The organism is Klebsiella sp. D5A (genome assembly GCF_001620885.1).
Taxonomy (GTDB): domain Bacteria; phylum Pseudomonadota; class Gammaproteobacteria; order Enterobacterales; family Enterobacteriaceae; genus Klebsiella; species Klebsiella variicola.
On the sequence record NZ_LOAR01000006.1, the window covers coordinates 99329 to 125585 of the forward strand.

Below are 26257 nucleotides of genomic sequence, written 5' to 3' on the forward strand. Positions count from 1 at the left end.
TGTTCACCGGGCATTGGGGAGTTTATCGCCAAACGGTCAGCCGGGCTGACCGAATGGTTTTACACCGCGGTCTGGAAGATCACGCCGTCAGCTTTTTCAGTGTACTGATCCAGCTGGTTGAAGTTCAGATAACGGTAGGTATCTTCCGCTGTCTTATCCACCTGCGCCACGAAGGTCTGGTACTCTTCCGGCGTCGGCAATTTGCCGAGCAGAGAAGCCACCGCTGCCAGCTCGGCAGAGGCCAGATAGACGTTAGCGCCGGTACCTAAACGGTTCGGGAAGTTACGGGTGGAGGTGGAGACCACCGTCGCACCGTCGGCCACGCGAGCCTGGTTACCCATACACAGGGAACAGCCAGGGATTTCGATACGCGCCCCGCTCTTACCAAACACGCTGTAGTAGCCTTCTTCGGTCAGCTGCGCGGCGTCCATACGGGTTGGCGGCGCCACCCACAGGCGAGTCGGCAGCTGGCCTTTGTGGCTGTCCAGCAGCTTACCGGCGGCACGGAAGTGGCCGATGTTGGTCATGCAGGAACCGATGAACACTTCGTCGATCTTCTCGCCCTGCACGTCAGACAGCAGACGGGCATCGTCCGGATCGTTCGGCGCGCACAGGATTGGCTCTTTGATATCCGCCAGATCGATGTCGATCACTGCCGCGTATTCCGCGTCAGCGTCGGCTTCCAGCAGCTGCGGATCCGCCAGCCATTTTTCCATGCCCTGGATACGGCGTTCCAGCGTACGGCGGTCGCCGTAGCCTTCGGCGATCATCCACTTCAGCAGGACGATGTTGGAGTTCAGGTACTCAACGATCGGCTCTTTGTTCAGCTTGATGGTACAGCCGGCAGCAGAACGCTCAGCGGACGCATCGGTCAGTTCAAATGCCTGCTCGACTTTCAGATCCGGCAGACCTTCGATCTCGAGGATGCGACCAGAGAAGATGTTTTTCTTACCTTTCTTCTCAACGGTCAGCAGGCCCTGCTTGATGGCATACAGTGGGATGGCATGAACCAGGTCGCGCAGGGTGATACCCGGCTGCATTTTCCCTTTGAAGCGCACCAGCACCGATTCCGGCATATCCAACGGCATGACGCCGGTCGCAGCGGCAAAGGCCACCAGACCAGAGCCCGCCGGGAAGGAAATACCGATTGGGAAACGGGTATGGGAGTCGCCGCCGGTACCCACGGTATCCGGCAGCAGCATGCGGTTCAGCCAGGAGTGGATAACGCCATCGCCCGGACGTAGAGAAACACCACCGCGGTTCATGATGAAGTCCGGCAGGGTATGGTGCGTGGTCACGTCAACCGGCTTCGGATAGGCCGCGGTGTGGCAGAAGGACTGCATCACCAGGTCCGCGGAGAAGCCCAGGCACGCCAGGTCTTTCAGTTCATCACGGGTCATTGGACCGGTGGTGTCCTGAGAACCGACAGAGGTCATTTTCGGCTCGCAGTAGGCGCCCGGACGGATACCGGCAACGCCGCAGGCGCGGCCAACCATTTTCTGCGCCAGAGAGAAGCCGCGGGTGCTTTCCGCCACGTCTTTCGCCTGACGGAAGACGTCGCTGTGCGGCAGCCCCAGCGCTTCGCGCGCTTTGGTGGTCAAGCCGCGGCCGATGATCAGCGGAATACGGCCACCGGCGCGCACTTCGTCGATCAGCACATCGGTTTTCAGCTCGAAGCTGGCCAGCAGTTCGTTGGTTTCGTGATTACGCACTTCGCCTTTGAACGGGTAAACGTCAATCACGTCGCCCATGTTCAGGTTTGACACATCAACTTCGATAGGCAGCGCACCCGCATCTTCCATGGTGTTGAAGAAGATTGGCGCGATTTTGCCGCCCAGGCACAGACCGCCGCCGCGCTTGTTCGGCACGTTCGGGATATCGTCGCCCATAAACCACAGCACCGAGTTGGTCGCGGATTTACGCGAGGAACCCGTACCGACCACGTCGCCGACGTAGGCCAGCGGATAGCCTTTCTGCTGCAGGGCTTCGATTTGTTTAATCGGGCCGACGACGCCCGGCTGGTCCGGATCAATACCTTCGCGGGCGTTTTTCAGCATCGCCAGCGCATGCAGTGGGATATCCGGGCGCGACCAGGCATCCGGCGCCGGAGACAGGTCATCGGTATTGGTTTCGCCGGTGACCTTGAAGACGGTAACGGTGATTTTCTCTGCCAGCTGCGGGCGGTTCAGGAACCACTCAGCGTCAGCCCAGGATTGCATGACCCGTTTAGCGTGCTCGTTACCTGCTTTCGCTTTCTCTTCTACGTCGTAGAAGTTATCGAACATCAGCAGAGTATGAGACAGCGCTTTCGCGGCAATCGGCGCCAGTTTCGCGTCGTCCAGCGCATCGATCAGCGGATGAATGTTGTAACCACCCTGCATGGTGCCCAGCAGTTCAACGGCTTTTTCAGGGGTTACAAGAGGGGAGGTCGCTTCGCCTTTGGCGATCGCGGCAAGGAATCCAGCTTTAACATAGGCGGCTTCGTCGACGCCCGGCGGTACACGGTTAATCAGCAGGTCTAACAGGAATTCTTCTTCGCCCGCAGGCGGGTTTTTCAGCAGTTCTACCAGCGCGGCCATTTGGGTTGCATCTAAGGGTTTGGCAACAATCCCCATGGCGGCACGCTCAGCTACGTGCTTACGGTATTCTTCTAGCACGACGGTTCTCCTCGCTTCTCATTGTCATAATGCGGCCTACACGTCTTCAATCAATCTGCTTCGGTATTGGCAGTTTGCCGCCTTGACGCATCTTGAAGGATTTAGTGGCTGGGCGATTTTCTTCACGCTCCTGTGAGACAGCAGTTTGTAGGGTAAATGCCCGATACCGCGTCGGCAGCATAGCAGGATTTTTGAAAGGTGTTAATCTGTTTACAAAAAAGCAACATTAAAATTTAGCTGAATCGTTAAGGGCAGGATATTGCAGGCTTTCTGTTCAAATACCGCGACAAAAATTCCTTTCCGCGTACAACTCCCCGGGCCGATCCCAACAATAATCAATAAAAAGCCATACCGCTTACTTATACTCAGCAAACGCGCCGTTTTCGCCGATACTTTAGCGAGATGGGTTACTTTTTGGGTCAGGAGCTTCTATGTCACTGCCGTTCAAACCCCATATCATCGCCCTGCTCTGTAGCGCTGGCTTACTCGCGGCGGCGGGAACACTCTATGTGCAAAGCCGTACTCCAGAGAAGGTCACTGAGGCGGCGGCGCAGCCTGCACCGGCACCAACGCCAACCTCACCTCCTGCCGCAGCGCAGCCGGTGACCACCACCTACACCCAGGCGCAAATTGATCAGTGGGTCGCGCCCATCTCGCTCTACCCGGACAGTCTGCTGTCGCAGGTGTTGATGGCCTCCACTTATCCCGACAACGTCATGCAGGCGGTACAGTGGTCCCAGGATCACCCCGCGATGAAAGGGGATGCGGCGGTTCAGGCAGTTGCCAGTCAGCCGTGGGATCCCAGCGTCAAATCCCTTGTCGCTTTCCCTGCCCTGCTGGCGATGATGGGCGAAAATCCGCCGTGGGTGGAGAACCTCGGCAATGCGTTTTTGGCCCAGCCGCATGATGTGATGGACTCGGTGCAGCGCCTGCGCACTATTGCCCAGCAGACCGGGACACTGAAATCCACGCCACAGCAGAAAGTGATTGTCACCCCTGCCGCACCGGTTTCCGCCAGCAGCACGGCAGCAACGTCCACCACCCACTCGGCGGCGCCTGCGCCCACGCAGGTTATTAAAATAGAACCGACCAATCCGCAGGTGGTCTATGTTCCCAGCTATAACCCCTCCACCGTCTATGGCACCTGGCCAAACAGCGCCTATCCGCCGGTCTACCTGCCGCCGCCTCCCGGGGAGCAGTTTACCGATAGCTTCGTCAAAGGCTTCGGTTACAGCCTGGGCGTGGCCACTACCTGGGCGCTGTTTAGCAGCATCGACTGGGATGATGATGACCACCACCATCACGATGACGACTATCACCACGGCGATTACTCGCATAATGGCGATAACATCAATATTAATGTAAATAATTTCAATCATATAACGGGAGAAAACCTGCCGGGCAACCACGTTAACTGGCAGCATAATCCTGCCTATCGCGGTCACACACCGTATCCCGATAATACGGTTGCTCAACGCTTCCATCAGACCAACGTTGCTGGCGGGCTGAGCGCTACCCAACATGCGCCAGTCGATCGCGAAGCGCAGCGCCAGGCAGCGATGACCCAGCTGCAGCATAACGTACCGGCGGCGACAGCGGGCAACCTGGCGGCAAACAACGCCTCACGCGATGCCCAGCGTCAGGCAGCTTCGGCGCAATTGAAACAGGCCACCCAGCGCAGCAACTATCGCGGTTACGACAGCACACCAACCTCGACCCAGCAGCAGCGTCGCGAGGCGGCGAAAACGCAGTTGAAAAATCCCACGCCGCAACAACAGCAGCGTCGGGAAACCGTTAAGAGCCGCGAGCAGAACCTGACACCTCAGCAGCAACAGCATCGGCAGCAGATCCAGTCCGCCACGCCCGCGCAGCGTCAGCAGCAGGTTAGTCATTTACGCGCCAGCGCTCTTAGCGGCAACGAAAGCCGCGCCCCCTCCTGGCAAGCGCAGCAGGAACGGGGACTGCAAAGTCGGCAGTTTTCCGCTGTAAACCGCGAGGAGCGTGGCGGCGCCAGAGAACGTCTTTCCGAACACCATGAACTGCGCCGCCGCTGAGGATGAGCAGAATGAGAAACCTATTACCTATTGCCCTGTTCACATTGATGCTGTCACCGTTAGCCGCCTTCGCCCAGCAGCAGTTTTCTACCCCGGAGCAGGCCGCGAGCGCGCTGGCTGAGGCGCTCAGCCAGCAAAATGAAGCGGCGCTGAGCAAGGTGCTCGGCGATAACTGGCAGCAATTTTTACCTACCGATGGGATCGACCCCAGCGCCGTCGACCGTTTTCAGCGCGACTGGCAGGTAAAACATGTCATCGTGCAGCAGGGTGATAACGCCTGGCTCGACGTCGGCAGCGAGGCATGGCGGTTGCCGGTGCCTATCGTAAAAACGTCTCAGGGCTGGCGCTTTGATATGGCCGCAGGCGAAGAGGAGATCCTCACCCGCGCCATCGGTCGCAATGAACTGTCAGCGATAGCCGCCATGCACGCTTACGTTGACGCCCAGCAGGATTACTACCAGCTTAATCACCGCTGGGCGCAGAAAATCATCAGCAGTGAAGGCAAAAAAGATGGGTTGTACTGGCCGACGTCGCCGGGTGAGACGCCCAGCCCGCTGGGGCCGGCATTCAGCCCGACGGAGCCCGGCGCCGGTTATCATGGCTATCGTTTCCGCATTATCGCAGGCCGCGATGACCAGGATGCGGCCTTGCTTGCCTGGCCTGTGGAATGGGGTGAAACCGGAGTGATGAGCTTTATGATCGATCTGCACGATACCGTTTATCAGGCTAATCTCGGCGAAGAGAGCGCCGCAAAAGCGCAGGCCATCACGCGCTTTGCCCCCGATGCTGACGCCGGCTGGCAGGTTGTCAAACCATAAAAAAACGCCAGGTTGCCCTCAAGCAACCTGGCGTTTCTATTCGCTTAGCCCTGATGGGGCATCAGAGACGGATCGCCAGCAAAAGTCGGCTTTGTGCTGGATAATGCCGCTTCATCAGCGCTGATGCTTCCGGAGTTCGCCGCCCATACCCCCTCATTCGTCTTCGTCACCTGCTGATGCTGGGCATTCAGATCCTGCCCCATCGCCGCGATATGGGTCGTTTCCGTGCCACCGCTGTTGTCCGCCCAGGGGATGGTGGCGTCAGCCGCGCAGGCCACACCGGATAGGCACGTTGCAGCGACCAGCGCTGCGGTTAAAAAGCGTTTCATCTCACACCTCAACTATATCGTTAACTGCCTATAAGTTTATGGCGTGATTATTTTCAAAGTATGTATGAGGTGTAGCGGTTTATGAACGGAGACATAGTTCTAAACATCAGGCATAAAAAAAGCGGCTCTTAGAGCCGCTTATGCATTTTAGCTGAAAGAAAAAGTTACTTTTTCTTCGCTTTGGCGTTTGGCAGATCGGTGATGCTGCCTTCGAAGACTTCTGCCGCCAGGCCAACAGACTCGTGCAGAGTTGGGTGAGCATGGATGGTCAGCGCGATGTCTTCAGCGTCGCAGCCCATTTCGATAGCCAGGCCGATCTCACCCAGCAGCTCGCCGCCGTTGGTGCCGACAATCGCGCCGCCGATAACACGGTGGGTCTCTTTGTCGAAGATCAGTTTGGTCATACCGTCTGCGCAGTCGGAAGCGATAGCACGGCCGGAAGCAGCCCACGGGAAGGTGGCGGTTTCGTAGCTGATGCCTTTCTCTTTCGCTTCTTTCTCAGTCAGACCAACCCATGCCACTTCTGGCTCAGTGTAGGCGATGGACGGGATCACTTTCGGATCGAAGTAGTGTTTCAGGCCGGAGATAACTTCTGCGGCAACGTGACCTTCGTGTACGCCTTTGTGCGCCAGCATCGGCTGACCGACGATATCGCCGATAGCAAAGATGTGCGGCACGTTGGTGCGCATTTGTTTGTCAACGCGGATAAAGCCGCGATCGTCCACTTCCACGCCCGCTTTGCCTGCGTCGAGGTTTTTGCCGTTCGGTACGCGACCGATAGCGACCAGCACGGCGTCGTAACGCTGCGCTTCAGCCGGCGCTTTTTTGCCTTCCATGGAAACGTAAATACCGTCTTCTTTCGCTTCAACGGCAGTCACTTTGGTTTCCAGCATCAGGTTGAATTTCTTGCTGATGCGTTTAGTGAAGACTTTCACCACGTCTTTATCGGCCGCCGGGATAACCTGGTCGAACATTTCAACCACGTCAATCTCTGAACCCAGCGCATGGTATACGGTACCCATTTCCAGACCGATGATACCGCCACCCATGACCAGCATGCGTTTCGGTACAGATTTCAGCTCCAGGGCGTCGGTGGAGTCCCATACGCGCGGATCTTCATGCGGGATAAACGGCAGCTGAATCGGACGGGAGCCCGCCGCGATGATGGCGTTGTCGAAGTTGATCACGGTTTTACCGTTTTCGCCTTCCACTTCCAGGGTGTTGGCGCCGGTAAATTTACCCAGACCGTTAACCACTTTCACTTTACGGCCTTTAGCCATGCCAGCCAGGCCGCCGGTCAGCTGAGTGATAACTTTTTCTTTCCAGGTGCGGATCTTGTCAATGTCGGTTTTCGGTTCGCCGAAAACGATGCCGTGTTCGGCCAGCGCTTTCGCTTCTTCGATAACTTTTGCCACGTGCAGCAGCGCTTTAGACGGGATACAACCCACGTTCAGGCAAACGCCACCGAGGGTGCTGTAACGTTCTACGATGACGGTTTCCAGACCTAAATCAGCGCAACGGAAGGCTGCAGAGTAACCTGCGGGGCCTGCCCCAAGTACCACGACCTGAGTTTTGATTTCAGTACTCATCATGACCTCTGTAATTTATATCCGGCGGGTCTGACGCTATTATTCTTACGCCCAAGTCCACCGGGACGTTCTATCCGCGTGTATTTTACAAAATTGTTAACAATTTTTAAACAACAAACGGCAAACGATTTTGTCCTTTGTTGCTGATAATCCCCAACAGCCTGAGGTTATCAGAAAAAAGCCGGCCGTCAGGCCGGCTTTTTCGATTACATCACCAGGCGGCGAATGTCGCTCAAGGTGTTGTTAATGATGGTAATGAAGCGGGCACCATCAGCACCGTCGATGACGCGGTGGTCGAAGGACAGAGAGATCGGCATCATCAGACGCGGAACGAACTCTTTACCATTCCATACCGGCTCCATCGCGGACTTAGACACGCCCAGGATGGCCACTTCCGGCGCGTTAACAATCGGCGCGAAGTGGGTAGTGCCCAGGCCGCCGATGCTGGAGATGGTGAAGCAACCGCCCTGCATTTCGCCAGCCGTCAGCTTGCCATCGCGCGCTTTCTTCGAGATGGTGGTCAGTTCACGAGACAGCTCGGTGATGCTCTTCTTATTCACGTCTTTGAAGACCGGAACCACCAGACCGTTCGGGGTATCAACCGCCACACCGATGTTGATGTATTTCTTCAGCGTCAGGCGCTGACCATCTTCGGACAGCGAGCTGTTGAAGCGCGGCATCTGCTCAAGCGCAGCGGCAACGGCTTTCATGATGAAGACCACTGGGGTGAATTTCACGTCCAGTTTACGCTTCTCAGCTTCGGCGTTCTGCTGCTTACGGAACGCTTCCAGATCGGTGATATCAGTTTTGTCGAAGTGGGTAACGTGCGGGATCATCACCCAGTTACGGCTCAGGTTAGCCCCAGAGATTTTCTGGATACGGCCCAGTTCCACTTCTTCGATTTCACCAAACTTGCTGAAGTCAACCTTCGGCCATGGCAGCATACCCGGGATACCGCCGCCAGCGGCAGCCGCCGGTGCGGATTCAGCGCGTTTAACCGCGTCTTTCACATAAGCCTGAACGTCTTCGCGCAGGATACGACCTTTACGGCCGGTGCCTTTCACTTTTGCCAGGTTAACGCCGAACTCGCGCGCCAGGCGGCGAATCAGCGGCGTCGCGTGAACGTAAGCATCGTTTTCAGCGAATTCAGTTTTGCCTTCTGCTTTCGCAGCCGGTGCAGCGGCAGGCTTAGCGGCCTGAGCCGGTGCAGCAGCCGGTGCCGGAGCAGCAGCCTGAGCCGGCGCGGCGGCAGGCGCAGCGCCTTCCACTTCGAAGACCATGATCAGGGAACCAGTTTTGACTTTATCGCCGGTGCTGATTTTGATCTCTTTGACGGTACCTGCGAATGGCGCCGGCACTTCCATAGACGCTTTGTCGCCTTCGACGGTGATCAGGGACTGCTCAGCAGCCACTTTATCGCCGACTTTGACCATCACTTCGGTGACTTCAACTTCGTCGCCGCCGATGTCCGGTACGTTAACGTCTTTCGCACCGCCAGCCGCAGCTGGAGCAGCCGCCGCCGGAGCAGCAGCCTGAGCAGGTGCGGCGGCAGGCGCAGCGCCCGCCACTTCGAAGATCATGATCAGGGAGCCGGTGGACACTTTGTCACCGGTGTTGATTTTGATCTCTTTCACGGTACCCGCGAACGGCGCCGGCACTTCCATAGAGGCTTTATCGCCTTCTACGGTGATCAGGGATTGCTCAGCGGCGATGGTGTCGCCCACTTTAACCATGATCTCGGTAACTTCAACTTCATCGCCGCCGATATCCGGGACGTGAACTTCTTTCGCTGCCGCGGCAGCTGCTGGCGCAGCCGGAGCGGCTTCTTTCTTCTCTTCCTGCGCAGGTGCAGCGGCTGCTGCACCCTCGGCGGAATCGAAAATCATAATCAGTTTGCCAGTCTCGGTTTTGTCGCCGACGGAGACTTTAATCTCTTTCACGACGCCAGCCTGCGGAGACGGGACTTCCATAGAGGCTTTATCGCCTTCTACGGTGATCAGCGACTGTTCAGCTTCTACTTTGTCGCCCACTTTGACCAGGATCTCGGTGATTTCAACTTCATCAGCCCCGATGTCCGGTACTTTGATTTCGATAGCCATTATTCTTTTACCTCTTACGCCAGACGCGGGTTAACTTTTTCTGCATCGATGTCGAATTTCGCGATAGCGTCAGCCACCACTTTCTTATCGATTTCACCACGTTTAGCCAGTTCGCCCAGCGCTGCAACGACCACATAGGAAGCATCGACTTCGAAGTGGTGACGCAGGTTTTCACGGCTGTCGGAACGACCGAAGCCATCGGTACCCAGTACGCGGTAATCATCAGCCGGTACGTAAGTACGAACCTGCTCAGCGAACAGTTTCATATAGTCAGTGGATGCCACGGCCGGAGCGTCGTTCATTACCTGAGCGATATACGGCACGCGCGGGGTTTCCAGCGGGTGCAGCATGTTCCAGCGTTCGCAATCCTGGCCATCACGCGCCAGTTCGGTGAAGGAGGTGACGCTATACACGTCAGAGCCCACGCCGTAGTCTTTCGCCAGGATCTGCGCTGCTTCACGAACGTGACGCAGGATAGAACCGGAGCCCAGCAGCTGAACTTTACCTTTGCTACCTTCGATGGTTTCGAGTTTGTAGATACCTTTACGGATACCTTCCTCGGCGCCTTCCGGCATGGCCGGCATGTGGTAGTTTTCGTTCAGCGTAGTGATGTAGTAGTAAACGTTCTCTTGTTTCTCACCGTACATACGCTCCAGGCCATCATGCATGATGACCGCCACTTCGTATGCATAGGACGGATCGTAAGAGATACAGTTCGGGATAGTCAGCGACTGAATATGGCTGTGGCCATCTTCGTGCTGCAGACCTTCGCCGTTCAGCGTTGTACGACCGGAAGTACCACCGATCAGGAAGCCGCGAGCCTGCTGGTCGCCTGCCTGCCAGCACAGGTCGCCGATACGCTGGAACCCGAACATCGAGTAGTAGATGTAGAACGGGATCATCGGCAGGTTGTTGGTGCTGTAAGAAGTCGCCGCAGCCAGCCAGGATGCGCCTGCGCCCAGCTCGTTGATCCCTTCCTGCAGGATCTGGCCTTTCTCGTCTTCTTTGTAGTAAGCAACCTGCTCACGGTCCTGCGGGGTGTACTGCTGGCCGTTCGGGCTGTAAATACCGATCTGACGGAACAGACCTTCCATACCGAAAGTACGCGCTTCGTCGGCGATAATCGGCACGAGGCGGTCTTTGATGGATTTGTTCTTCAGCATCACGTTCAGGGCACGAACAAATGCGATAGTGGTAGAGATCTCTTTATTCTGCTCTTCCAGCAGCGGAGCGAAATCTTCCAGCGTCGGCAGCTCCAGCTTCTCAGAGAAGTTCGGCTGACGGCTCGGCAGATAGCCGTGCAGTTTCTGGCGCTGAGCGTGCAGATAGGTGTGCTCTTCGGAACCTTCCGGGAAGGTGACGTACGGCAGTTTTTCGAGATCGGCATCGGCAACCGGCACGTTGAAACGATCGCGGACGTAACGAACGCCGTCCATGTTCATTTTCTTAACCTGGTGGGCGATGTTCTTACCTTCAGCGGTGTCACCCATGCCGTAACCTTTAATGGTATGGGCGAGGATTACGGTCGCTTTGCCTTTGGTTTCCTGCGCTTTTTTCAGTGCAGCGTAAACTTTCTTCGGATCGTGGCCGCCGCGGTTCAGGGCCCAAATCTGCTCGTCAGTCCAGTCGGCAACCAGCGCCGCGGTCTCCGGATATTTACCGAAGAAGTGCTCGCGCACATATGCACCGTCTTTGGATTTGAAGGTCTGGTAATCGCCGTCAACGGTTTCTTCCATCAGCTGGATCAGCTTACCGCTGGTGTCTTTACGCAGCAGCTCATCCCAACGACCGCCCCATATAACCTTGATAACGTTCCAGCCAGCGCCCGCGAAGATGCCTTCCAGTTCGTTGATGATTTTGCCGTTACCCGTTACCGGGCCATCAAGACGCTGCAGGTTACAGTTGATAACGAAGACCAGGTTGTCCAGCTTCTCGCGGGTGGCGATGGTGATCGCACCTTTAGATTCCGGCTCGTCCATCTCACCGTCGCCCAGGAAAGCATAAACGGTTTGTTTGGAGGTGTCTTTCAGACCACGGTGTTCCAGATATTTCAGGAATTTAGCCTGATAAATTGCCCCGATTGGGCCCAGACCCATAGAAACGGTCGGGAACTGCCAGAATTCCGGCATCAGTTTCGGGTGCGGATAAGAGGACAGACCTTTACCGTGAACTTCCTGACGGAAATTGTTCATCTGCTCTTCAGTCAGACGACCTTCCAGGAAAGCACGCGCATACACGCCCGGAGAGATGTGGCCCTGGAAGTACACCAGATCGCCGCCATCCTGCTCGTTGCGTGCGCGGAAGAAGTGGTTGAAGCACACTTCGTAGAAGGTTGCGGAAGACTGGAAGGAAGCCATGTGGCCGCCCAGTTCGAGATCTTTTTTCGATGCGCGCAGAACGGTCATGATCGCGTTCCAGCGGATCGCAGAACGGATACGACGTTCCAGATCCAGATTACCCGGGTATTCCGGTTCATCTTCAACGGCAATAGTGTTGACGTAACCGCCGGTCGATGCGCCAGCAGCCACTTTCACCCCGCCTTTGCGGGCTTCAGAAAGGAGTTGGTCAATAAGATACTGAGCACGCTCAACACCTTCTTCACGGATGACCGATTCGATCGCCTGTAGCCAGTCGCGAGTTTCGATCGGATCCACGTCATTTGGTAAACGTTCTGACATGGGGGGTATTCCTTATCTATCTAATCGTTGATTAATCTGGAACCTGTCCCATTGAACTCTTCGTTCTTCACCTTTGAACAACCAAAAATTCAATAAGACAGGTTCTGCGTTTAGTTGCCGCGCTCTAAAAATGGCGCTTAAGAACCGGAGTTCTCGTCCTTTCGTTGCTGTAAACGACGCAGTGAGCGCTCTCTACGACTCTGCTCACGGCTACGGTCCAGCAAAATTTCCTCAATGAACGCCAGGTGACGGTGCGACGCCTCACGCGCCTGCTCCGGCTCCCCGGCCATTATCGCCTCGAAAATGCGAGTACGATGGTTGCTGACCAACGGGAGCATTTCCCGGCGGGCATACAGCAATTCAAAGTTCTGACGAACGTTTTGTGCCAGCATCGGCTCCATACACCTTAGCAGATGGAGCAAAACCACATTGTGTGCCGCCTCGGTGACGGCGATTTGATACTGGACGACGGCGCCGGACTCAGCGTCCAGATCGCCCGACTGCTGCGCCCGTTCAATGGCCTGATGCAGCTCGCGGATACGATCGCGATCTTCATCATTGCTGCGCAGCGCCGCGTAATAAGCCGCGATGCCTTCCAGCGCGTGACGGGTCTCAAGCAGATCGAATTGGGATTCAGGGTGATCGGACAGCAGCTCGACCAGCGGATCGCTGAAGCTCTGCCACAGGCGGCTCTGAACAAACGTTCCACCTCCCTGACGACGAAGCAACAAGCCCTTGGCTTCGAGGCGTTGAATCGCCTCACGCAGCGAGGGGCGGGAAACGTCGAACTGCTTAGCCAGTTCGCGTTCGGGCGGAAGTTTTTCACCGGGGCGCAAGGTCCCCTCAAGGATCAGAAACTCCAGCTGCTGCTCTATCACATCGGATAATTTTGGTTGGCGGATTTTGCTGTAGGCCATATTCCCTGTCTCTGCCATTAGCCCGGAGTCAATTGGTCTTACCAATTTAAAGTTCGTAGCGCTAAAGTAACAAAGTATTCACCTTCTGTCCATACAGGTTTTGATTGAAATCAGTAAACCGCGGACATTTTAACAACCTTACAGAAATAACATTTCAGAAATGTAACCTTGCACAAATGTTACGTTTACTCACAAAGGGGTAGCGTTAACTTTATGGAAACGAAAAATTACGCTATCTGAACCGATTCAACTGCGCCATAGATGAATAAAAAATCAAATTAACAGAATAAATAACCACTCATGGGTAATGCGATGGAATAATACTGAATGTGTCTATTGATGTCTTTTTAGACACATCGTCATCATCCCTTCATAAAGCAGGTGCATTCGGTCGCGCTTAACACTATTCTCCCTCAGACGAAAGGCCTTTTTTTGAATTACCACACCGCCTTCCGTAAACAAAACAATACAGAAACGGAAGTCGCTAAATACACAAACACAACAATATGTGCGCGCCATCACTCAGGTAAAAAGTGGGCCACTTCGCCCAAATTTTCGCTGGCTATGCTTTCTGGCAGGGACAGCAGAGCAGCAGCAACCTGACGGATGACGTACACAAAAAATAACCACACACGAGGTTTCATATGGAAGGTCAACAGCACGGCGATCGGCTGAAGCGCGGCCTGAAAAACCGCCACATTCAGCTTATCGCGCTGGGCGGGGCTATCGGCACCGGCCTGTTTCTGGGAAGCGCGTCCGTCATTCAGTCCGCCGGCCCGGGTATCATTCTTGGTTACGCTATCGCCGGCTTTATCGCCTTTCTGATCATGCGTCAGTTGGGTGAGATGGTGGTGGAAGAGCCGGTAGCAGGTTCGTTTAGCCACTTCGCATATAAATACTGGGGCGGCTTTGCCGGCTTCGCTTCCGGCTGGAACTACTGGGTGCTGTATGTCCTGGTGGCCATGGCGGAACTCACCGCCGTCGGCAAATATATCCAGTTCTGGTGGCCGGAAATCCCGACCTGGGCCTCGGCGGCGGTCTTCTTCATCGCTATCAACGCCATTAACCTGACCAACGTGAAAGTGTTCGGGGAAATGGAGTTCTGGTTCGCGATTATCAAAGTGGTCGCCGTGGTGGCGATGATTCTGTTCGGCGGCTGGCTGCTGTTCAGCGGCAACGGCGGCCCGCAGGCGACGGTACGTAACCTGTGGGATCAGGGTGGCTTCCTGCCGCACGGCTTTACCGGACTGGTAATGATGATGGCGATCATCATGTTCTCCTTCGGCGGTCTGGAGCTGGTGGGGATCACCGCGGCGGAAGCGGATAATCCGGAGCAAAGCATTCCGAAAGCCACCAACCAGGTTATCTACCGTATCCTGATCTTCTATGTTGGCTCGCTGGCGGTGCTGCTCTCCCTGCTGCCGTGGACCCGCGTGACCGCGGACACCAGCCCATTCGTCCTGATTTTCCATGAGCTTGGCGATACGCTGGTGGCAAATGCCCTTAACGTCGTGGTGCTGACGGCGGCTCTGTCGGTTTATAACAGCTGCGTCTACTGCAACAGCCGTATGCTGTTCGGCCTTGCCCAGCAGGGTAACGCGCCGAAAGCGCTGCTCAGCGTCGACAAACGCGGCGTGCCGGTGAATACCATCCTCGTCTCGGCCCTGGTGACCGCGCTGTGCGTACTGATAAACTACCTGGCGCCGGAATCCGCCTTCGGCCTGTTGATGGCGCTGGTGGTCTCGGCCCTGGTTATCAACTGGGCGATGATCAGCCTGGCGCATATGAAATTCCGTCGCGCCAAACAGCAGCAGGGGGTCACCACTCGCTTCCCTGCCCTCTTCTACCCGCTGGGTAACTGGGTGTGCCTGCTGTTTATGGCGGCAGTGCTGGTGATTATGCTGATGACCCCGGGGATGGCGATTTCCGTTTGGCTGATCCCGGTATGGATTGCGGTGCTGGGCGTGGGCTATCTGTTTAAACAGAAAGCCGCCGCCACCATAAAAGCACAATAATACATCTCATAAATATTTCTCTTTGCTCTGCGCCCCTCCCTGAATAACGGGCGCAGAGCATTGTTATCTGCTTCACACTTTCCCCTCCATAGCTGATATATCCATATCGTTAACGAGTTCCTGCAACGTATTTCCCTCGATAGCAGCCAATAATTCTCTCCATACTGCAACGGAGAGACCGCACATGGCAGACAATAGACTATCAATAAAGGAAAAGATTGGTTACGGGATGGGTGATGCCGGATGCAATATCATATTTGGCGCCATCATGCTGTTTGTTAACTATTTTTATACCGATATCTTCGGCCTGGCGCCGGCGCTGGTCGGCGTACTGCTGTTGTCGGTGCGCGTCATCGATGCGGTGACCGATCCGATTATGGGCGCCCTTGCCGACCGTACCCGCAGTAAATATGGCCGCTTTCGTCCATGGCTACTGTGGATTGCCTTCCCCTACGCCCTGTTCAGCGTGCTGATGTTCACTACTCCTGAGTGGACCTATAACAGCAAAGTTATCTATGCGTTCGTGACCTACTTTCTGCTGTCGGTGACCTATACCGCGATTAACATCCCCTACTGCTCGCTGGGAACGGTGATGACCGCTGATCCGAAAGAACGCGTTGCCTGCCAGTCCTATCGTTTTGTGATGGTGGGTATCGCCACGCTGCTGCTGTCATTGACGCTGCTGCCAATGGCCGACTGGTTCGGCGGCGCCGATAAAGCGAAGGGCTACCAGATGGCGATGACCGTGCTGGCCTTTATCGGCATGTGTATGTTCCTGTTCTGCTTCGCTACCGTGCGTGAACGCATACACCCGGCGGTGCAGACGAATGATGAACTGAAAAAAGACCTCAAAGACGTGTGGAAAAATGACCAGTGGGTGCGCATCCTGCTGCTCACGCTGTGCAACGTCTGCCCGGGCTTTATTCGCATGGCCGCCACCATGTATTACGTCACCTGGGTGATGGGACAAAGCACCCATTTTGCCACCCTGTTTATCAGCCTCGGCGTGGTCGGGATGATGATTGGCAGCATGCTGGCGAAAGTCCTCACCGACCGCTGGTGCAAACTGCAGGTTTTCTTCTGGACCAACATCGTGCTGGCGATTTTCTCCTGCGCCTTCTACTTCTTTAATCCGCACGCCACCACGCTGATTATGGTGCTCTACTTCCTGCTCAACATCCTGCATCAGATCCCCTCTCCGCTGCACTGGTCGCTGATGTCCGACGTTGACGACTATGGCGAGTGGAAAACCGGTAAGCGCATCACCGGCATTAGCTTCTCCGGCAATCTGTTCTTCCTCAAGGTCGGCCTGGCGGTCGCCGGAGCAATGGTAGGTTTCCTGCTGTCATGGTACGGCTACGACGCCGGCGCGAAAGCGCAAAGCGCCTCCGCCCTCAACGGCATCGTGCTCCTATTCTCGGTCATCCCCGGCGTCGGCTATCTGATCACCGCCGGCGTGGTGCGCCTGCTGAAGGTTGACCGCACCCTGATGCGCCAGATTCAAAGCGATTTAGAGAAGCGCCGCAGCAACTACAGCGAGCTGAACGAATACCAGGAACTGAAAACCAGTGAACACGTAAGGAAAGCCTGATGAACAACTGGCCAAACCCCTTTATTGAACAGCGCGCAGACCCCTTTATTCTGCGCCACCTTAATCACTACTACTTTATTGCCTCGGTACCGGAATATGACCGGCTGGAGATCCGGCGCGCGGCCACCCTTGAAGGATTGCGCGATGCTGAGCCGGTAGTGGTCTGGCGCGCGCCGCAAAGCGGGCCGATGAGCCAGCTGATTTGGGCGCCGGAGCTGCATGAAATAGACGGTAAGTGGTATATCTATTTTGCCGCCACCCATACTCACGATCTGGATGCGCTGGGGATGTTCCAGCATCGCATGTTCGTTCTCGAGTGCGCCGACAACGATCCGCTGACCGGTCGCTGGCAGGAAAAAGGCCAGGTGGTCACGCCTTTCGATACCTTCGCCCTCGATGCCACTACTTTTATCCATCAGGGCAAACGCTGGTATCTGTGGGCGCAAAAATCCCCGCATATCGAAGGCAACTCAAACTTATATCTTGCTGAAATGGCCAACCCGTGGACGCTAAAAGGCGAGCCGGTCATGCTGAGCAAGCCGGAGTTCGACTGGGAGTGCCGGGGATTTAAGGTCAACGAAGGTCCTGCGGTGCTGGTGCATGGCGATAAGCTGTTCATCAGCTATTCCGCCAGCGCCACCGATGAAAACTACTGCATGGGGTTGTTATGGATCGACCGGCAGGCCGATCCGCTGCAGCCGACGAACTGGCATAAAGCCCCGCAGCCGGTCTTTCGTACCAGCTATGAAAACCGCCAGTATGGCCCGGGCCATAATAGTTTTACCCAAACGCCGGCAGGGGAAGATGTGCTGGTGTATCACGCGCGGAATTACACCGAGATAGAAGGCGATCCACTGTATGACCCCAATCGCCATACGCGGTTAAAACTCGTCAGCTGGAGGGAGGACGGGATGCCCGACTTCGGCATCCCGCCGGCGGATACGCTGTAGCGGTTCGGAATGAAGCCCGCTGACGCGGGTTCTGCAGGCCGGGTCAGGCGAAGCCGCCACCCGGCAACAAGAGTCCCGCAGGTGCATGTATCGTGGCAGGCTGAGCGCGGGCTCAGGCCGTTAAACCAGGGTGCCGTAAATCGTCAGCAGCGCCATGATCACCACCACCACCAGCGAGGTTTTCTTGGCCATCGACACCGCGGCCTTCGGGGTCGCCACTTTATCCACGTGCGGTTCACGAGCCAGGGAATACTGCGCCAGGCGGGTCAATACCTGATACTGCGATGAATGGCGGTCGCCTAACGATGCAAACCACGCCGGGAGCGCTTTCTCTCCATGCCCCACCAGAGCATAGACAACCCCCACCAGACGCACCGGCAGCCAGTCCACGATATGCAAGAGACCATCGATTCCAGACTGCAAACGATGATGCGGCGTCTGGTAGCGCGCCAGCCACGTCTGCCAGGCACGCAGGACGCTATAAGCGATAAGCGTCAGCGGCCCCCACGCGCCCCCCACCACAAACCAGAAAAGCGGCGCCAGGTAATATCGATAGTTAATCCACAGCAGCGCATTTTGCAGCTCACTCAGATATTCACGCTCATCGCAGCCCGGCGGTACGCCGTGGATCAGCGTCAGCTCGCTGGCCATGGCATCGCAGGCGCGACTGTCATTGCGCGACGCCGCTTTCAGATAGGCATGATAATGCAGCCGAACCTTGCCTGCCCCGATGCACAACAGGCCCAGCAAGATCCAGAACACCAGCAGAGGTACGTTAAATAGCTGCCCCTGCAGCAGGCGCTGAATGAGATACACCACCGCGACAGCCACCACCGTCATCAGCAGCGTGCCCAGCAGCGAAAAATGTTTTATCCGGCGGAACACCACCTCCAGCCGATGATCAAGCTGCCAGTGTTCGCCCAGCTTAAACAGCCGTTCGGCGATAAGCACCAGCAGCGTCGTAAACAGCGTCATGATGTCTCCTTATCTGACGGCGCACTGAGTAGCGCCCGGAATTTTATCCAGTCAAAGGCCGGTCCTGGATCGGTTTTCCGCACGGGCGCGATATCGCTGTGGCCCGCGATGTTTTCGGCGATAGCCGGGTAAATCGTGATCAGTAGTTCCGTCACCGCCGCCAGCTGCTGGTACTGCGCATCGGTATACGCCAGGGTATCCGTGCCTTCCAGCTCAATGCCAATGGAAAAGTCATTGCAGCGTTCTCGCCCCTGATAGCAGGAGATCCCCGCATGCCACGCACGCTTATCGAAAGGCACATACTGCACGATTTCGCCATCACGGCGAATCAGACAATGTGCCGAAACGCGCAGATGAGCAATCTCGGCAAAGAAAGGATGCGCATGCGGATCCAGGGTGCCAGTGAACAGCGCATCAATCCACGGACCACCAAATTCACCCGGTGGCAGGCTAATGTTATGCACCACCAGTAAGGAAGGGGCTTCTTCATCCGGACGGCAGTCATGGTGCGGCGAGGGAACCCGACGCGCGCCGACCAGCCATCCCTCGTTCAACTGCATGCGGGATCTCCTTTCGCGAACTCATGCTTCCGGGCCACACGCCGGCCCAAAGGATGAAGTGTGTATGGTACTGAAACGTCGTTCAGGTTAGCATGTTTCCCACTTCTGAATCTTATCTATCTGGAGCTTTATCATGTCGCCTCGTCGTTACAACCCCGACCGCCGCCGTGACGTGCTGCTGGAACGTATTAACCTCGATATTACCGATGCTGTCGCACACTCCCTGCGGGAAGATTTGGGCGGCGAAGTCGACGCCAACAACGATATTAGCGCGCAATTATTGCCGCAGGATGCACGCTCCCATGCGGTGGTCATTACCCGCGAAGATGGCGTCTTCTGTGGCAAACGCTGGGTGGAAGAGGTCTTTATTCAGCTCGCCGGTGACGACGTGAATATCACCTGGCACGTGGCCGACGGCGATGCGGTCAAAGCCGACCAGCCGCTGTTCGAGCTGGAAGGCCCGTCGCGTATTCTGCTCACCGGCGAACGCACGGCGCTGAACTTTGTGCAAACTCTCTCCGGCGTCGCCAGCGTCGTCCGTCGCTACGTCGACCTGCTGGCCGGCACCAAAACCCAACTTCTGGATACCCGTAAAACGCTGCCAGGGCTGCGTACCGCGCTGAAATACGCGGTACTCTGCGGCGGCGGAGCCAACCACCGCCTGGGCCTGTTCGACGCTTTCCTGATTAAAGAAAACCATATCATCGCCTCCGGCTCGATCCGTCAGGCGGTGGAAAAGGCGTTCTGGCTACATCCTGATGTGCCGGTGGAAGTGGAAGTGGAAACCCTGGATGAGCTGGAGCAGGCGTTAAAAGCCGGGGCGGACATCATTATGCTCGATAACTTCACCACCGACCTGATGCGCGAGGCGGTGAAAATCACCGCAGGCCAGGCGGCGCTGGAGGTCTCCGGTAACGTCACCTTCGACACCATCCGCGAATTTGCCGACACCGGCGTCGACTATATCTCCGTCGGCGCCCTGACCAAACATGTGCAGGCGCTCGACCTGTCGATGCGTTTTCGCTAAGTAATTGGCCTTCACGCTGCCGGGCGTGAGGGCCTGATTTTGCGAGCCGACTCGCAGCCGTTCATGCCCACCATGTAAGCAAAGTAAAAACCCTGGAATCTGGTTTCCCGGATTGTTTTCGCCTCCTCGCCTGGTATCCCAAATCCCGTCACAGTGCTCCTGTCACAACAAGGAGCGACTTATGGATAAACAACGTGGTTTCACCCTGATTGAACTGATGGTGGTCATTGGGATCATCGCTATTCTCAGTGCCATTGGCATCCCGGCCTACCAGAACTACCTGCGTAAAGCCGCCCTCACCGACCTGCTGCAGACCTTTGTCCCTTACCGGACGGCCATCGAACTTTGCGCGCTCGATCATGGCGGCCTGACGGTATGTGACGGCGGCAGCAACGGCATTCCCTCGCCGACAACCACACGCTACCTCTCCGCTATGAGCGTGGCCAAAGGGGTCGTCACCCTCACCGGCCAGGAAAGCCTGAACGGACTGGGCGTCACTCTGACGCCGACCTGGGATAACGCCGAGGGCGTCACTGGCTGGCAGCGCGTCTGCACTATCACCGGCAACAGCGCCCTTCAGCAGGCCTGCGAAGACGTCTTCCGGGTGAAGTAAGGGCAAACACATGAAAACAGAACAGCTGATCCCTCTCTGTCGCCGCTATCACGCCATGTTGCTGCATAGCGACGAGCAGACAATAGCCATTGCGGTGGTCGATACCCCACCGGCGGAGCTGATGGAGGCGCTGCGCTTCGCGACGCAAAAGCGAATCGATATTGAATGCTGGAGCCAGGAACAGATGGACAAGCGTCTGCAGGCCCAGGAAAAGCAGGCGCAACTGGCGCAAAACGCGGGGCCGGAAAATATCGCCGAACGGGTCAACCAGATCCTCGAACAGGCTCTGCGTCAGCGGGCGTCCGATATTCATATCGAACCCACGGAAACGCATTTACGCATCCGCCTGCGGGTCGATGGCGTCCTCCATGCCCTGCCGTTGCTGGCCCCCGAGCTGGCGGCACCGATTATCGCGCGACTCAAGGTCATGGCCAGTCTCGATATCGCCGAGCATCGTTTACCACAGGATGGTCAGTTCGCGCTGAACCTCAGCGGACGACCGCTCTCCTTTCGCATCGCCACTCTACCCTGCCGCTATGGCGAAAAAATTGTCCTGCGTCTTCTGCATCAGGTTGACCAGGCCCTGGATCTGGAGGCCCTCGGACTCTCCTCTTCCCAGCTGGCGGCTTTTCGCCAGGCGCTTAATCAGCCGCAGGGTCTACTGCTGGTCACCGGCCCGACCGGAAGCGGTAAAACGGTGACCCTCTACAGCGCCCTGCAGGCCAGAAACCGGGAGCAAGTGAACATCTGTAGCGTCGAGGATCCGCTGGAGATCCCCATCGCCGGGATGAATCAGACGCAAATTAATCCGCGTTCCGGGCTCACCTTTCACAGCGTACTCCGCGCCCTGTTACGCCAGGATCCGGATATTGTCATGGTAGGCGAGATTCGTGACGCCGAGACCGCTGAAATAGCCCTGAAAGCCGCCCAGACCGGCCATCTGGTGCTTTCCACCCTGCACACCAACTCCACCAGCGAAACCCTCACCCGCCTGCAGCAGATGGGCATCGCCCGCTGGATGATATCTTCAGCGCTCTCGCTGGTTATCGCCCAGCGCCTGGTCCGCAAGCTGTGCCCCCACTGTCGGCGCAATGTCGGTAGCGCCGCCGACCTGCCGCACAGCCTGTGGCCACGCCCGCTGCCGCGCTGGCAGGCGGCTGGCTGCGAACACTGTTATCACGGTTATCACGGCAGGCTGGCGCTGTTTGAGGTCATGCCTGTCACCCCCGGGTTACGCCAGGGAATAGTCCAGGGGCTGAATGCCATTGAGATTGAATCTCTGGCGCGAGCCGCGGGGATGATGACGCTTTTTGAAAGCGGTTGTCAGGCTATCGAACAGGGGCTGACCAGCCTTGAAGAGGTGGTGCGGGTGCTGGGGATCCCCCATGGCGACTAAGCGTCTCTGGCGCTGGCGCGGTATCGATGCGCACGGCGCCCCTTGCCAGGGGATGCTATGGCAAGCCAGTCGTCTGGAGGTGCTGCACGACCTTCAGCAGCAGCGCGTCATGCCGCTGGCCGTGCGCCGCTGTGCAGTGAAGCTGAATCTCTGGCACCCACGCTACAGTAGCGAAACGATCCGTCAGCTCGCCACCCTGCTGCAGGCCGGCCTGCCGCTGGCGGACGGTTTATCTCTGCTGGCGCAGCAGCAACCACACCCGCAATGGCAAGCGCTGCTTGAGTCCCTGGGCCGCGAACTGGCTCAGGGTGTAGCTTTCACTACCGCGCTGGCGCAGTGGCCGCAAGCCTTTCCGCCGCTTTATCTGGCGATGATTAGCACCGGCGAACTGACAGGCAAGCTCGATATTTGCTGCCAGCAGCTGGCCAACCAACAGCAGGAGCAGCAGCGGCTCGCCGGCAAGGTCAAAAAAGCGCTGCGTTACCCGCTGATCGTACTCGCCCTGGCGCTGCTGGTGGTGCTGGGGATGCTCTATTTTGTCCTGCCCGAGTTCACCGCTATCTACCAGACGTTCAGTACGCCGCTGCCGCTGTTGACGCGGATGGTCGTTGCGGCAGGCGACATGCTAAGTCGCGGCTGGCCGCTACTGCTGGCCCTTTTCCTGAGCCCGCTGCTGCTCAACCAGCTGGTCCGGCGGCGTAGCGACTGGTTGCTGCGTCGCCAGCGATTGCTGAACGCGCTCCCTCTCATCGGCCCCCTGATCGGCGGCCAACAGCTGAGCCTGATCTTTACCATCCTGGCGTTAACCCAAAGCGCCGGTATTAGCTTTCTGCAGGGTTTGCAAAGTGTTGAAGCAACTCTGTCGTGCCCACTCTGGCGCCAGCGCCTGGCGCAAGCCCGTACGCTGATAGCCCAGGGGGAACCGATTTGGCAGGCGTTAAGCCGGTGCGGCGGTTTTACTCCGCTGTGCCTGCAGCTCATCCGTACGGGTGAAAGCGCGGGGGCGCTGGATCAAATGCTGGAAAATCTGGCGCACCATCATCGAGAGCAAACGCATCAGCGAGCCGACAGTCTGGCTGCGCATCTCGAACCCATCATGCTGGTGATAACCGGTTCACTGGTCGGCATTCTGGTGGTGGCGATGTATTTGCCCGTTTTTCATCTGGGCGATGCCATTGGCGGGGCGGGAGGGTGAGAAACGCTGGCGCAGCACAGGCGCCAGCGAAGCCGCTTACAGGCTATTGAATATCCGGTTCTCTTGTTCCTGAACGCGGATAAAGGTCGTCCGTTTGGTCAGCTCTTTCAGACGCGACGCGCCAACATAGGTGCAGGCTGAACGCAGGCCGCCAAGGATATCGCGAGCAGTATTATCCACCGGGCCACGCAGCGGTAGCTTAACGGTTTTACCTTCCGCCGCGCGGTATTTCGCGACACCGCCAACATGGCGCGTCATCGCCGACTCGGAGCTCATGCCATAGAACAGCATGAATTTTTCCCCGTTCTCTTCAACGATGGTTCCGCCGCTCTCTTCATGGCCCGCCAGCATGCCGCCGAGCATCACGAAATCGGCGCCGCCGCCGAAAGCTTTCGCCACATCACCCGGCATGGTGCATCCGCCGTCGCTGATGATCTGGCCGCCCAGGCCGTGCGCCGCATCAGCGCACTCGATCACGGCGGAGAGCTGCGGATAGCCGACGCCAGTTTTGACGCGGGTAGTGCAGACGGAACCCGGGCCAATCCCGACTTTCACAATATCGGCGCCGGAGAGGATCAGCTCTTCGCACATTTCACCAGTGACCACGTTTCCGGCGATAATGGTTTTCTGCGGCCAGGCTTCACGGGCTTTCGCCACAAACTGCACGAAGTGCTCAGAGTAGCCGTTAGCCACGTCGATGCACACAAATTTCAGTTGCGGATTCTGAGAGAGGATCTGTTGCGTCTTTTCGAAATCCGCATCGGAAGTGCCGGTGGAAACCATCACATGCTTGAGGACATCTGCGGACGCGCCCTGTACAAACGCCTGCCATTCCTCAACGGTGTAGTGCTTGTGTACCGCAGTCAGAATACCAAAAGTGGCCAGCGCTTTCGCCATACTGAAGGTGCCGACGGTATCCATGTTGGCCGCAATAATTGGCACACCGGACCAGGTCTGGCCTGAATGTTTGAAAGTGAATTCACGTTCCAGCTCAACATCAGAACGGCTTTTGAGAGTAGAGCGTTTCGGGCGGATAAGAACGTCTTTGAAACCAAGCTTCAGATCTTCTTCAATACGCATGTGCGAATTCCTGGGGTTAATTGCATTATTGTGAGAGCACAACTCCAGTGACGTTATCATACGCACGAATCAGGCCTGCGCAAGACTGCGATTTTCACTTTTTTTACGCTACAATCGTATAAATTTACCTGGTGAATGGAGAAAAAAGCGCTTATGCCTTTCCTCGCCAGCGTATTATTTTTAACCATTTGATTTGCTTGATTAAAAGAAACAGAATAGCGGGCGGCGATCCCGGTTGGCACGTGACTATCACGACATGATCACTATCACCTCTCCGACGTGCGGCCAGTCATCGCTGTCTGAATGCAAAAAATACGAGCAATCCGTTTCAGGGTCAGAAGATATGGGGTACACAGTCGCGTTAACAGGTGGGATCGGCAGCGGTAAAAGCACGGTCGCCGACGCCTTCGCGCAGCTCGGGGTTAACGTTGTTGATGCCGATGTTATCGCCCGCCAGGTGGTCGAACCTGGCACCCCAGCGCTCCAGGCCATCGCCGGCCACTTTGGGTCGCAGATGATTGCCCCCGACGGCACGCTGAACCGCCGCCTGCTGCGGGAAAAAATTTTTGCTCACGTGGAGGATAAAGCCTGGCTTAACGCGCTGTTGCATCCGCTGATCCAGCAGGAAACGCGCCGCCAGATGCAGGCTGCTACCTCCCCTTATCTCCTCTGGGTCGTACCTTTGCTGGTCGAAAACCGCCTGTCCGGTCAGGCCGATCGCGTACTGGTCGTCGATGTGCCAAAAGAAACGCAGATCGAACGCACCATGCTGCGTGACAAGGTCAGCCGCGAACATGCAGAACATATTCTTGCCGCTCAGGCCACGCGCGAGCAGCGCCTGGCCGCCGCGGACGATGTTATTGAAAACACTGGCACGCCGGATGCCGTGGCATCGGATGTTGCCCGCCTGCACGAAAAGTATTTAATGCTGGCATCGCAGGCCGCCTCACAGGAAAACTCGTAATGCATACCCCCGTTCTGTTTGAACATCCTCTTAATGAGAAAATGCGTACCTGGCTGCGCATCGAATTTCTGATCCAGCAAATGGCTTTCCATCCGATGATTGCCACTCATGCCGATGCGCTCCATTTTTTCCGTAACGCCGGCGATCTGTTGGATGTGCTGGAGCGTGGCGAGGTGCGTACCGACCTGGTTAAAGAACTGGAGCGCCAGCAGCGCAAGCTCCAGTCCTGGGCTGAAGTACCGGGCGTCGATCAGGAGCGCATTAACGAACTACGCCAGCAGCTGAAGCAATCCTCCAGCACCCTGATGGCCGCGCCGCGTATTGGCCAGTTTCTGCGTGAAGATCGCCTGATTGCGCTGGTGCGTCAGCGCCTGAGTATTCCAGGCGGCTGCTGCAGCTTCGATTTACCGACCCTGCATATCTGGCTCCATATGCCACAGGCGCATCGGGATGAGCAGGTGGCCAACTGGCTCGCCAGCCTCGATCCGCTGATCCAGTCCCTGAACCTGATCCTCGACCTGATCCGTAACTCTGCGCTGTTTCGCAAACAGACTAGCCTCAACGGCTTTTACCAGGATAATGGCGAAGATGCCGATCTGCTACGTCTGCGTCTCGATCTGGCTCACCAGCTGTATCCGCAGATCTCCGGCCATAAGAGCCGTTTCGCTATTCGTTTCCTGCCGCTGGACAGTGAGTATGGGATCGTGCCGGAGCGCTTTGATTTTGAACTGGCCTGCTGCTAAGGAGATA

At 56.8% G+C, this 26257-nt stretch carries 20 protein-coding genes; 11 read left to right on the forward strand and 9 right to left on the reverse strand.

Features of this window, described 5'->3' with window-relative positions; all coding sequences use genetic code 11:
* Positions 1-59: 59 nt before the first annotated feature.
* On the reverse strand, positions 60-2657 hold the full coding sequence (acnB, locus tag AS136_RS10125; RefSeq protein WP_008807407.1) for a bifunctional aconitate hydratase 2/2-methylisocitrate dehydratase: 2598 nt from the start codon (positions 2655-2657) through the stop codon (positions 60-62).
* A 431-nt stretch (positions 2658-3088) separates the two neighbouring features.
* Here acnB and AS136_RS10130 point away from each other — a divergent pair, with 431 nt between their 5' ends.
* A complete protein-coding gene (locus AS136_RS10130; RefSeq protein ID WP_012968928.1) occupies positions 3089-4711 on the forward strand; it encodes a DUF3300 domain-containing protein in 1623 nt (540 codons plus the stop codon).
* Between the two features lie 11 nt (positions 4712-4722).
* On the forward strand, positions 4723-5529 hold the full coding sequence (locus AS136_RS10135) for a DUF2950 family protein (protein ID WP_012968929.1): 807 nt from the start codon (positions 4723-4725) through the stop codon (positions 5527-5529).
* A gap of 44 nt (positions 5530-5573) precedes the next feature.
* On the opposite strand, the gene AS136_RS10140 is transcribed toward AS136_RS10135, so the two are convergent.
* The 5 genes from AS136_RS10140 to pdhR form a co-directional block, all read right to left on the reverse strand.
* The gene (locus tag AS136_RS10140; RefSeq protein WP_008807410.1) at positions 5574-5858 is read right to left on the reverse strand and encodes a hypothetical protein; all 285 of its coding nucleotides are present in this window, start codon (positions 5856-5858) and stop codon (positions 5574-5576) included.
* Between the two features lie 164 nt (positions 5859-6022).
* Positions 6023-7447 carry a dihydrolipoyl dehydrogenase gene (gene lpdA, locus AS136_RS10145; protein ID WP_002888731.1) on the reverse strand — a complete coding sequence of 475 codons (1425 nt, stop codon included), beginning with the start codon at positions 7445-7447 and terminating at the stop codon, positions 6023-6025.
* Between the two features lie 206 nt (positions 7448-7653).
* On the reverse strand, positions 7654-9546 hold the full coding sequence (gene aceF / locus AS136_RS10150) for a pyruvate dehydrogenase complex dihydrolipoyllysine-residue acetyltransferase (RefSeq protein WP_012542843.1): 1893 nt from the start codon (positions 9544-9546) through the stop codon (positions 7654-7656).
* Between the two features lie 14 nt (positions 9547-9560).
* A complete protein-coding gene (gene aceE, locus AS136_RS10155; RefSeq protein ID WP_008807412.1) occupies positions 9561-12224 on the reverse strand; it encodes a pyruvate dehydrogenase (acetyl-transferring), homodimeric type in 2664 nt (887 codons plus the stop codon).
* A 137-nt stretch (positions 12225-12361) separates the two neighbouring features.
* Positions 12362-13141 carry a pyruvate dehydrogenase complex transcriptional repressor PdhR gene (gene pdhR, locus AS136_RS10160; RefSeq protein ID WP_002888699.1) on the reverse strand — a complete coding sequence of 260 codons (780 nt, stop codon included), beginning with the start codon at positions 13139-13141 and terminating at the stop codon, positions 12362-12364.
* 644 nt (positions 13142-13785) lie between these two features.
* Between pdhR and aroP the strand changes: the two genes are divergently transcribed.
* The 3 genes from aroP (at position 13786) to AS136_RS10175 (ending at position 17697) form a co-directional block, all read left to right on the forward strand.
* Positions 13786-15156, forward strand: a complete 1371-nt coding sequence (aroP, locus tag AS136_RS10165; RefSeq protein WP_008807413.1) for an aromatic amino acid transporter AroP — start codon at positions 13786-13788, stop codon at positions 15154-15156.
* Positions 15157-15340: 184 nt separating this feature from the next.
* A complete protein-coding gene (locus tag AS136_RS10170) occupies positions 15341-16747 on the forward strand; it encodes a glycoside-pentoside-hexuronide (GPH):cation symporter (protein WP_008807414.1) in 1407 nt (468 codons plus the stop codon).
* On the forward strand, positions 16747-17697 hold the full coding sequence (locus tag AS136_RS10175) for a glycoside hydrolase family 43 protein (protein WP_012968931.1): 951 nt from the start codon (positions 16747-16749) through the stop codon (positions 17695-17697). Before AS136_RS10170 ends, AS136_RS10175 begins: the two co-directional genes overlap by 1 nt.
* A gap of 120 nt (positions 17698-17817) precedes the next feature.
* On the opposite strand, the gene ampE is transcribed toward AS136_RS10175, so the two are convergent.
* Together ampE and ampD are read right to left on the reverse strand one after the other, a co-directional pair.
* The gene (ampE, locus tag AS136_RS10180) at positions 17818-18672 is read right to left on the reverse strand and encodes a beta-lactamase regulator AmpE (RefSeq protein WP_012542846.1); all 855 of its coding nucleotides are present in this window, start codon (positions 18670-18672) and stop codon (positions 17818-17820) included.
* Positions 18669-19232, reverse strand: coding sequence for a 1,6-anhydro-N-acetylmuramyl-L-alanine amidase AmpD (ampD, locus tag AS136_RS10185; RefSeq protein ID WP_012968932.1), 564 nt, complete (start codon positions 19230-19232; stop codon positions 18669-18671). Before ampD ends, ampE begins: the two co-directional genes overlap by 4 nt.
* A gap of 133 nt (positions 19233-19365) precedes the next feature.
* Here ampD and nadC point away from each other — a divergent pair, with 133 nt between their 5' ends.
* From nadC to hofC, 4 genes are all read left to right on the forward strand, one after another.
* A complete protein-coding gene (nadC, locus tag AS136_RS10190) occupies positions 19366-20259 on the forward strand; it encodes a carboxylating nicotinate-nucleotide diphosphorylase (protein WP_002888684.1) in 894 nt (297 codons plus the stop codon).
* A 181-nt stretch (positions 20260-20440) separates the two neighbouring features.
* A complete protein-coding gene (ppdD, locus tag AS136_RS10195; protein ID WP_008807418.1) occupies positions 20441-20872 on the forward strand; it encodes a prepilin peptidase-dependent pilin in 432 nt (143 codons plus the stop codon).
* A 10-nt stretch (positions 20873-20882) separates the two neighbouring features.
* Positions 20883-22268 (forward strand): type II secretion system protein GspE, encoded by a 1386-nt coding sequence (gene gspE / locus AS136_RS10200; protein ID WP_023322068.1) that lies wholly within the window; start codon positions 20883-20885, stop codon positions 22266-22268.
* Positions 22258-23463: a protein transport protein HofC gene (hofC, locus tag AS136_RS10205; protein WP_022066124.1), complete on the forward strand. Its 1206-nt coding sequence runs from the start codon at positions 22258-22260 to the stop codon at positions 23461-23463. The genes gspE and hofC overlap by 11 nt, the downstream gene beginning before the upstream one ends.
* Before the next feature lie 36 nt (positions 23464-23499).
* On the opposite strand, the gene AS136_RS10210 is transcribed toward hofC, so the two are convergent.
* Entirely contained in the window at positions 23500-24543 is a 1044-nt protein-coding gene (locus tag AS136_RS10210; protein ID WP_012542849.1) for a GMP reductase, read from the reverse strand.
* A 343-nt stretch (positions 24544-24886) separates the two neighbouring features.
* Here AS136_RS10210 and coaE point away from each other — a divergent pair, with 343 nt between their 5' ends.
* Positions 24887-25507 carry a dephospho-CoA kinase gene (coaE, locus tag AS136_RS10215; RefSeq protein WP_016160296.1) on the forward strand — a complete coding sequence of 207 codons (621 nt, stop codon included), beginning with the start codon at positions 24887-24889 and terminating at the stop codon, positions 25505-25507.
* Positions 25507-26250 (forward strand): cell division protein ZapD, encoded by a 744-nt coding sequence (zapD, locus tag AS136_RS10220; RefSeq protein ID WP_023322067.1) that lies wholly within the window; start codon positions 25507-25509, stop codon positions 26248-26250. Before coaE ends, zapD begins: the two co-directional genes overlap by 1 nt.
* Positions 26251-26257: the final 7 nt, after the last annotated feature.

Coding starts and splice junctions, on each gene's coding strand:
- AS136_RS10130 (WP_012968928.1), top strand. CDS start 3,089: ATGTCACTGCCGTTCAAACCCCATATCATCGCCCTGCTCTGTAGCGCT.
- AS136_RS10135 (WP_012968929.1), top strand. CDS start 4,723: ATGAGAAACCTATTACCTATTGCCCTGTTCACATTGATGCTGTCACCG.
- AS136_RS10140 (WP_008807410.1), bottom strand. CDS start 5,858: ATGAAACGCTTTTTAACCGCAGCGCTGGTCGCTGCAACGTGCCTATCC.
- lpdA (WP_002888731.1), bottom strand. CDS start 7,447: ATGAGTACTGAAATCAAAACTCAGGTCGTGGTACTTGGGGCAGGCCCC.
- aceF (WP_012542843.1), bottom strand. CDS start 9,546: ATGGCTATCGAAATCAAAGTACCGGACATCGGGGCTGATGAAGTTGAA.
- aceE (WP_008807412.1), bottom strand. CDS start 12,224: ATGTCAGAACGTTTACCAAATGACGTGGATCCGATCGAAACTCGCGAC.
- pdhR (WP_002888699.1), bottom strand. CDS start 13,141: ATGGCCTACAGCAAAATCCGCCAACCAAAATTATCCGATGTGATAGAG.
- aroP (WP_008807413.1), top strand. CDS start 13,786: ATGGAAGGTCAACAGCACGGCGATCGGCTGAAGCGCGGCCTGAAAAAC.
- AS136_RS10170 (WP_008807414.1), top strand. CDS start 15,341: ATGGCAGACAATAGACTATCAATAAAGGAAAAGATTGGTTACGGGATG.
- AS136_RS10175 (WP_012968931.1), top strand. CDS start 16,747: ATGAACAACTGGCCAAACCCCTTTATTGAACAGCGCGCAGACCCCTTT.
- ampE (WP_012542846.1), bottom strand. CDS start 18,672: ATGACGCTGTTTACGACGCTGCTGGTGCTTATCGCCGAACGGCTGTTT.
- ampD (WP_012968932.1), bottom strand. CDS start 19,232: ATGCAGTTGAACGAGGGATGGCTGGTCGGCGCGCGTCGGGTTCCCTCG.
- nadC (WP_002888684.1), top strand. CDS start 19,366: ATGTCGCCTCGTCGTTACAACCCCGACCGCCGCCGTGACGTGCTGCTG.
- ppdD (WP_008807418.1), top strand. CDS start 20,441: ATGGATAAACAACGTGGTTTCACCCTGATTGAACTGATGGTGGTCATT.
- gspE (WP_023322068.1), top strand. CDS start 20,883: ATGAAAACAGAACAGCTGATCCCTCTCTGTCGCCGCTATCACGCCATG.
- hofC (WP_022066124.1), top strand. CDS start 22,258: ATGGCGACTAAGCGTCTCTGGCGCTGGCGCGGTATCGATGCGCACGGC.
- AS136_RS10210 (WP_012542849.1), bottom strand. CDS start 24,543: ATGCGTATTGAAGAAGATCTGAAGCTTGGTTTCAAAGACGTTCTTATC.
- coaE (WP_016160296.1), top strand. CDS start 24,887: ATGGGGTACACAGTCGCGTTAACAGGTGGGATCGGCAGCGGTAAAAGC.
- zapD (WP_023322067.1), top strand. CDS start 25,507: ATGCATACCCCCGTTCTGTTTGAACATCCTCTTAATGAGAAAATGCGT.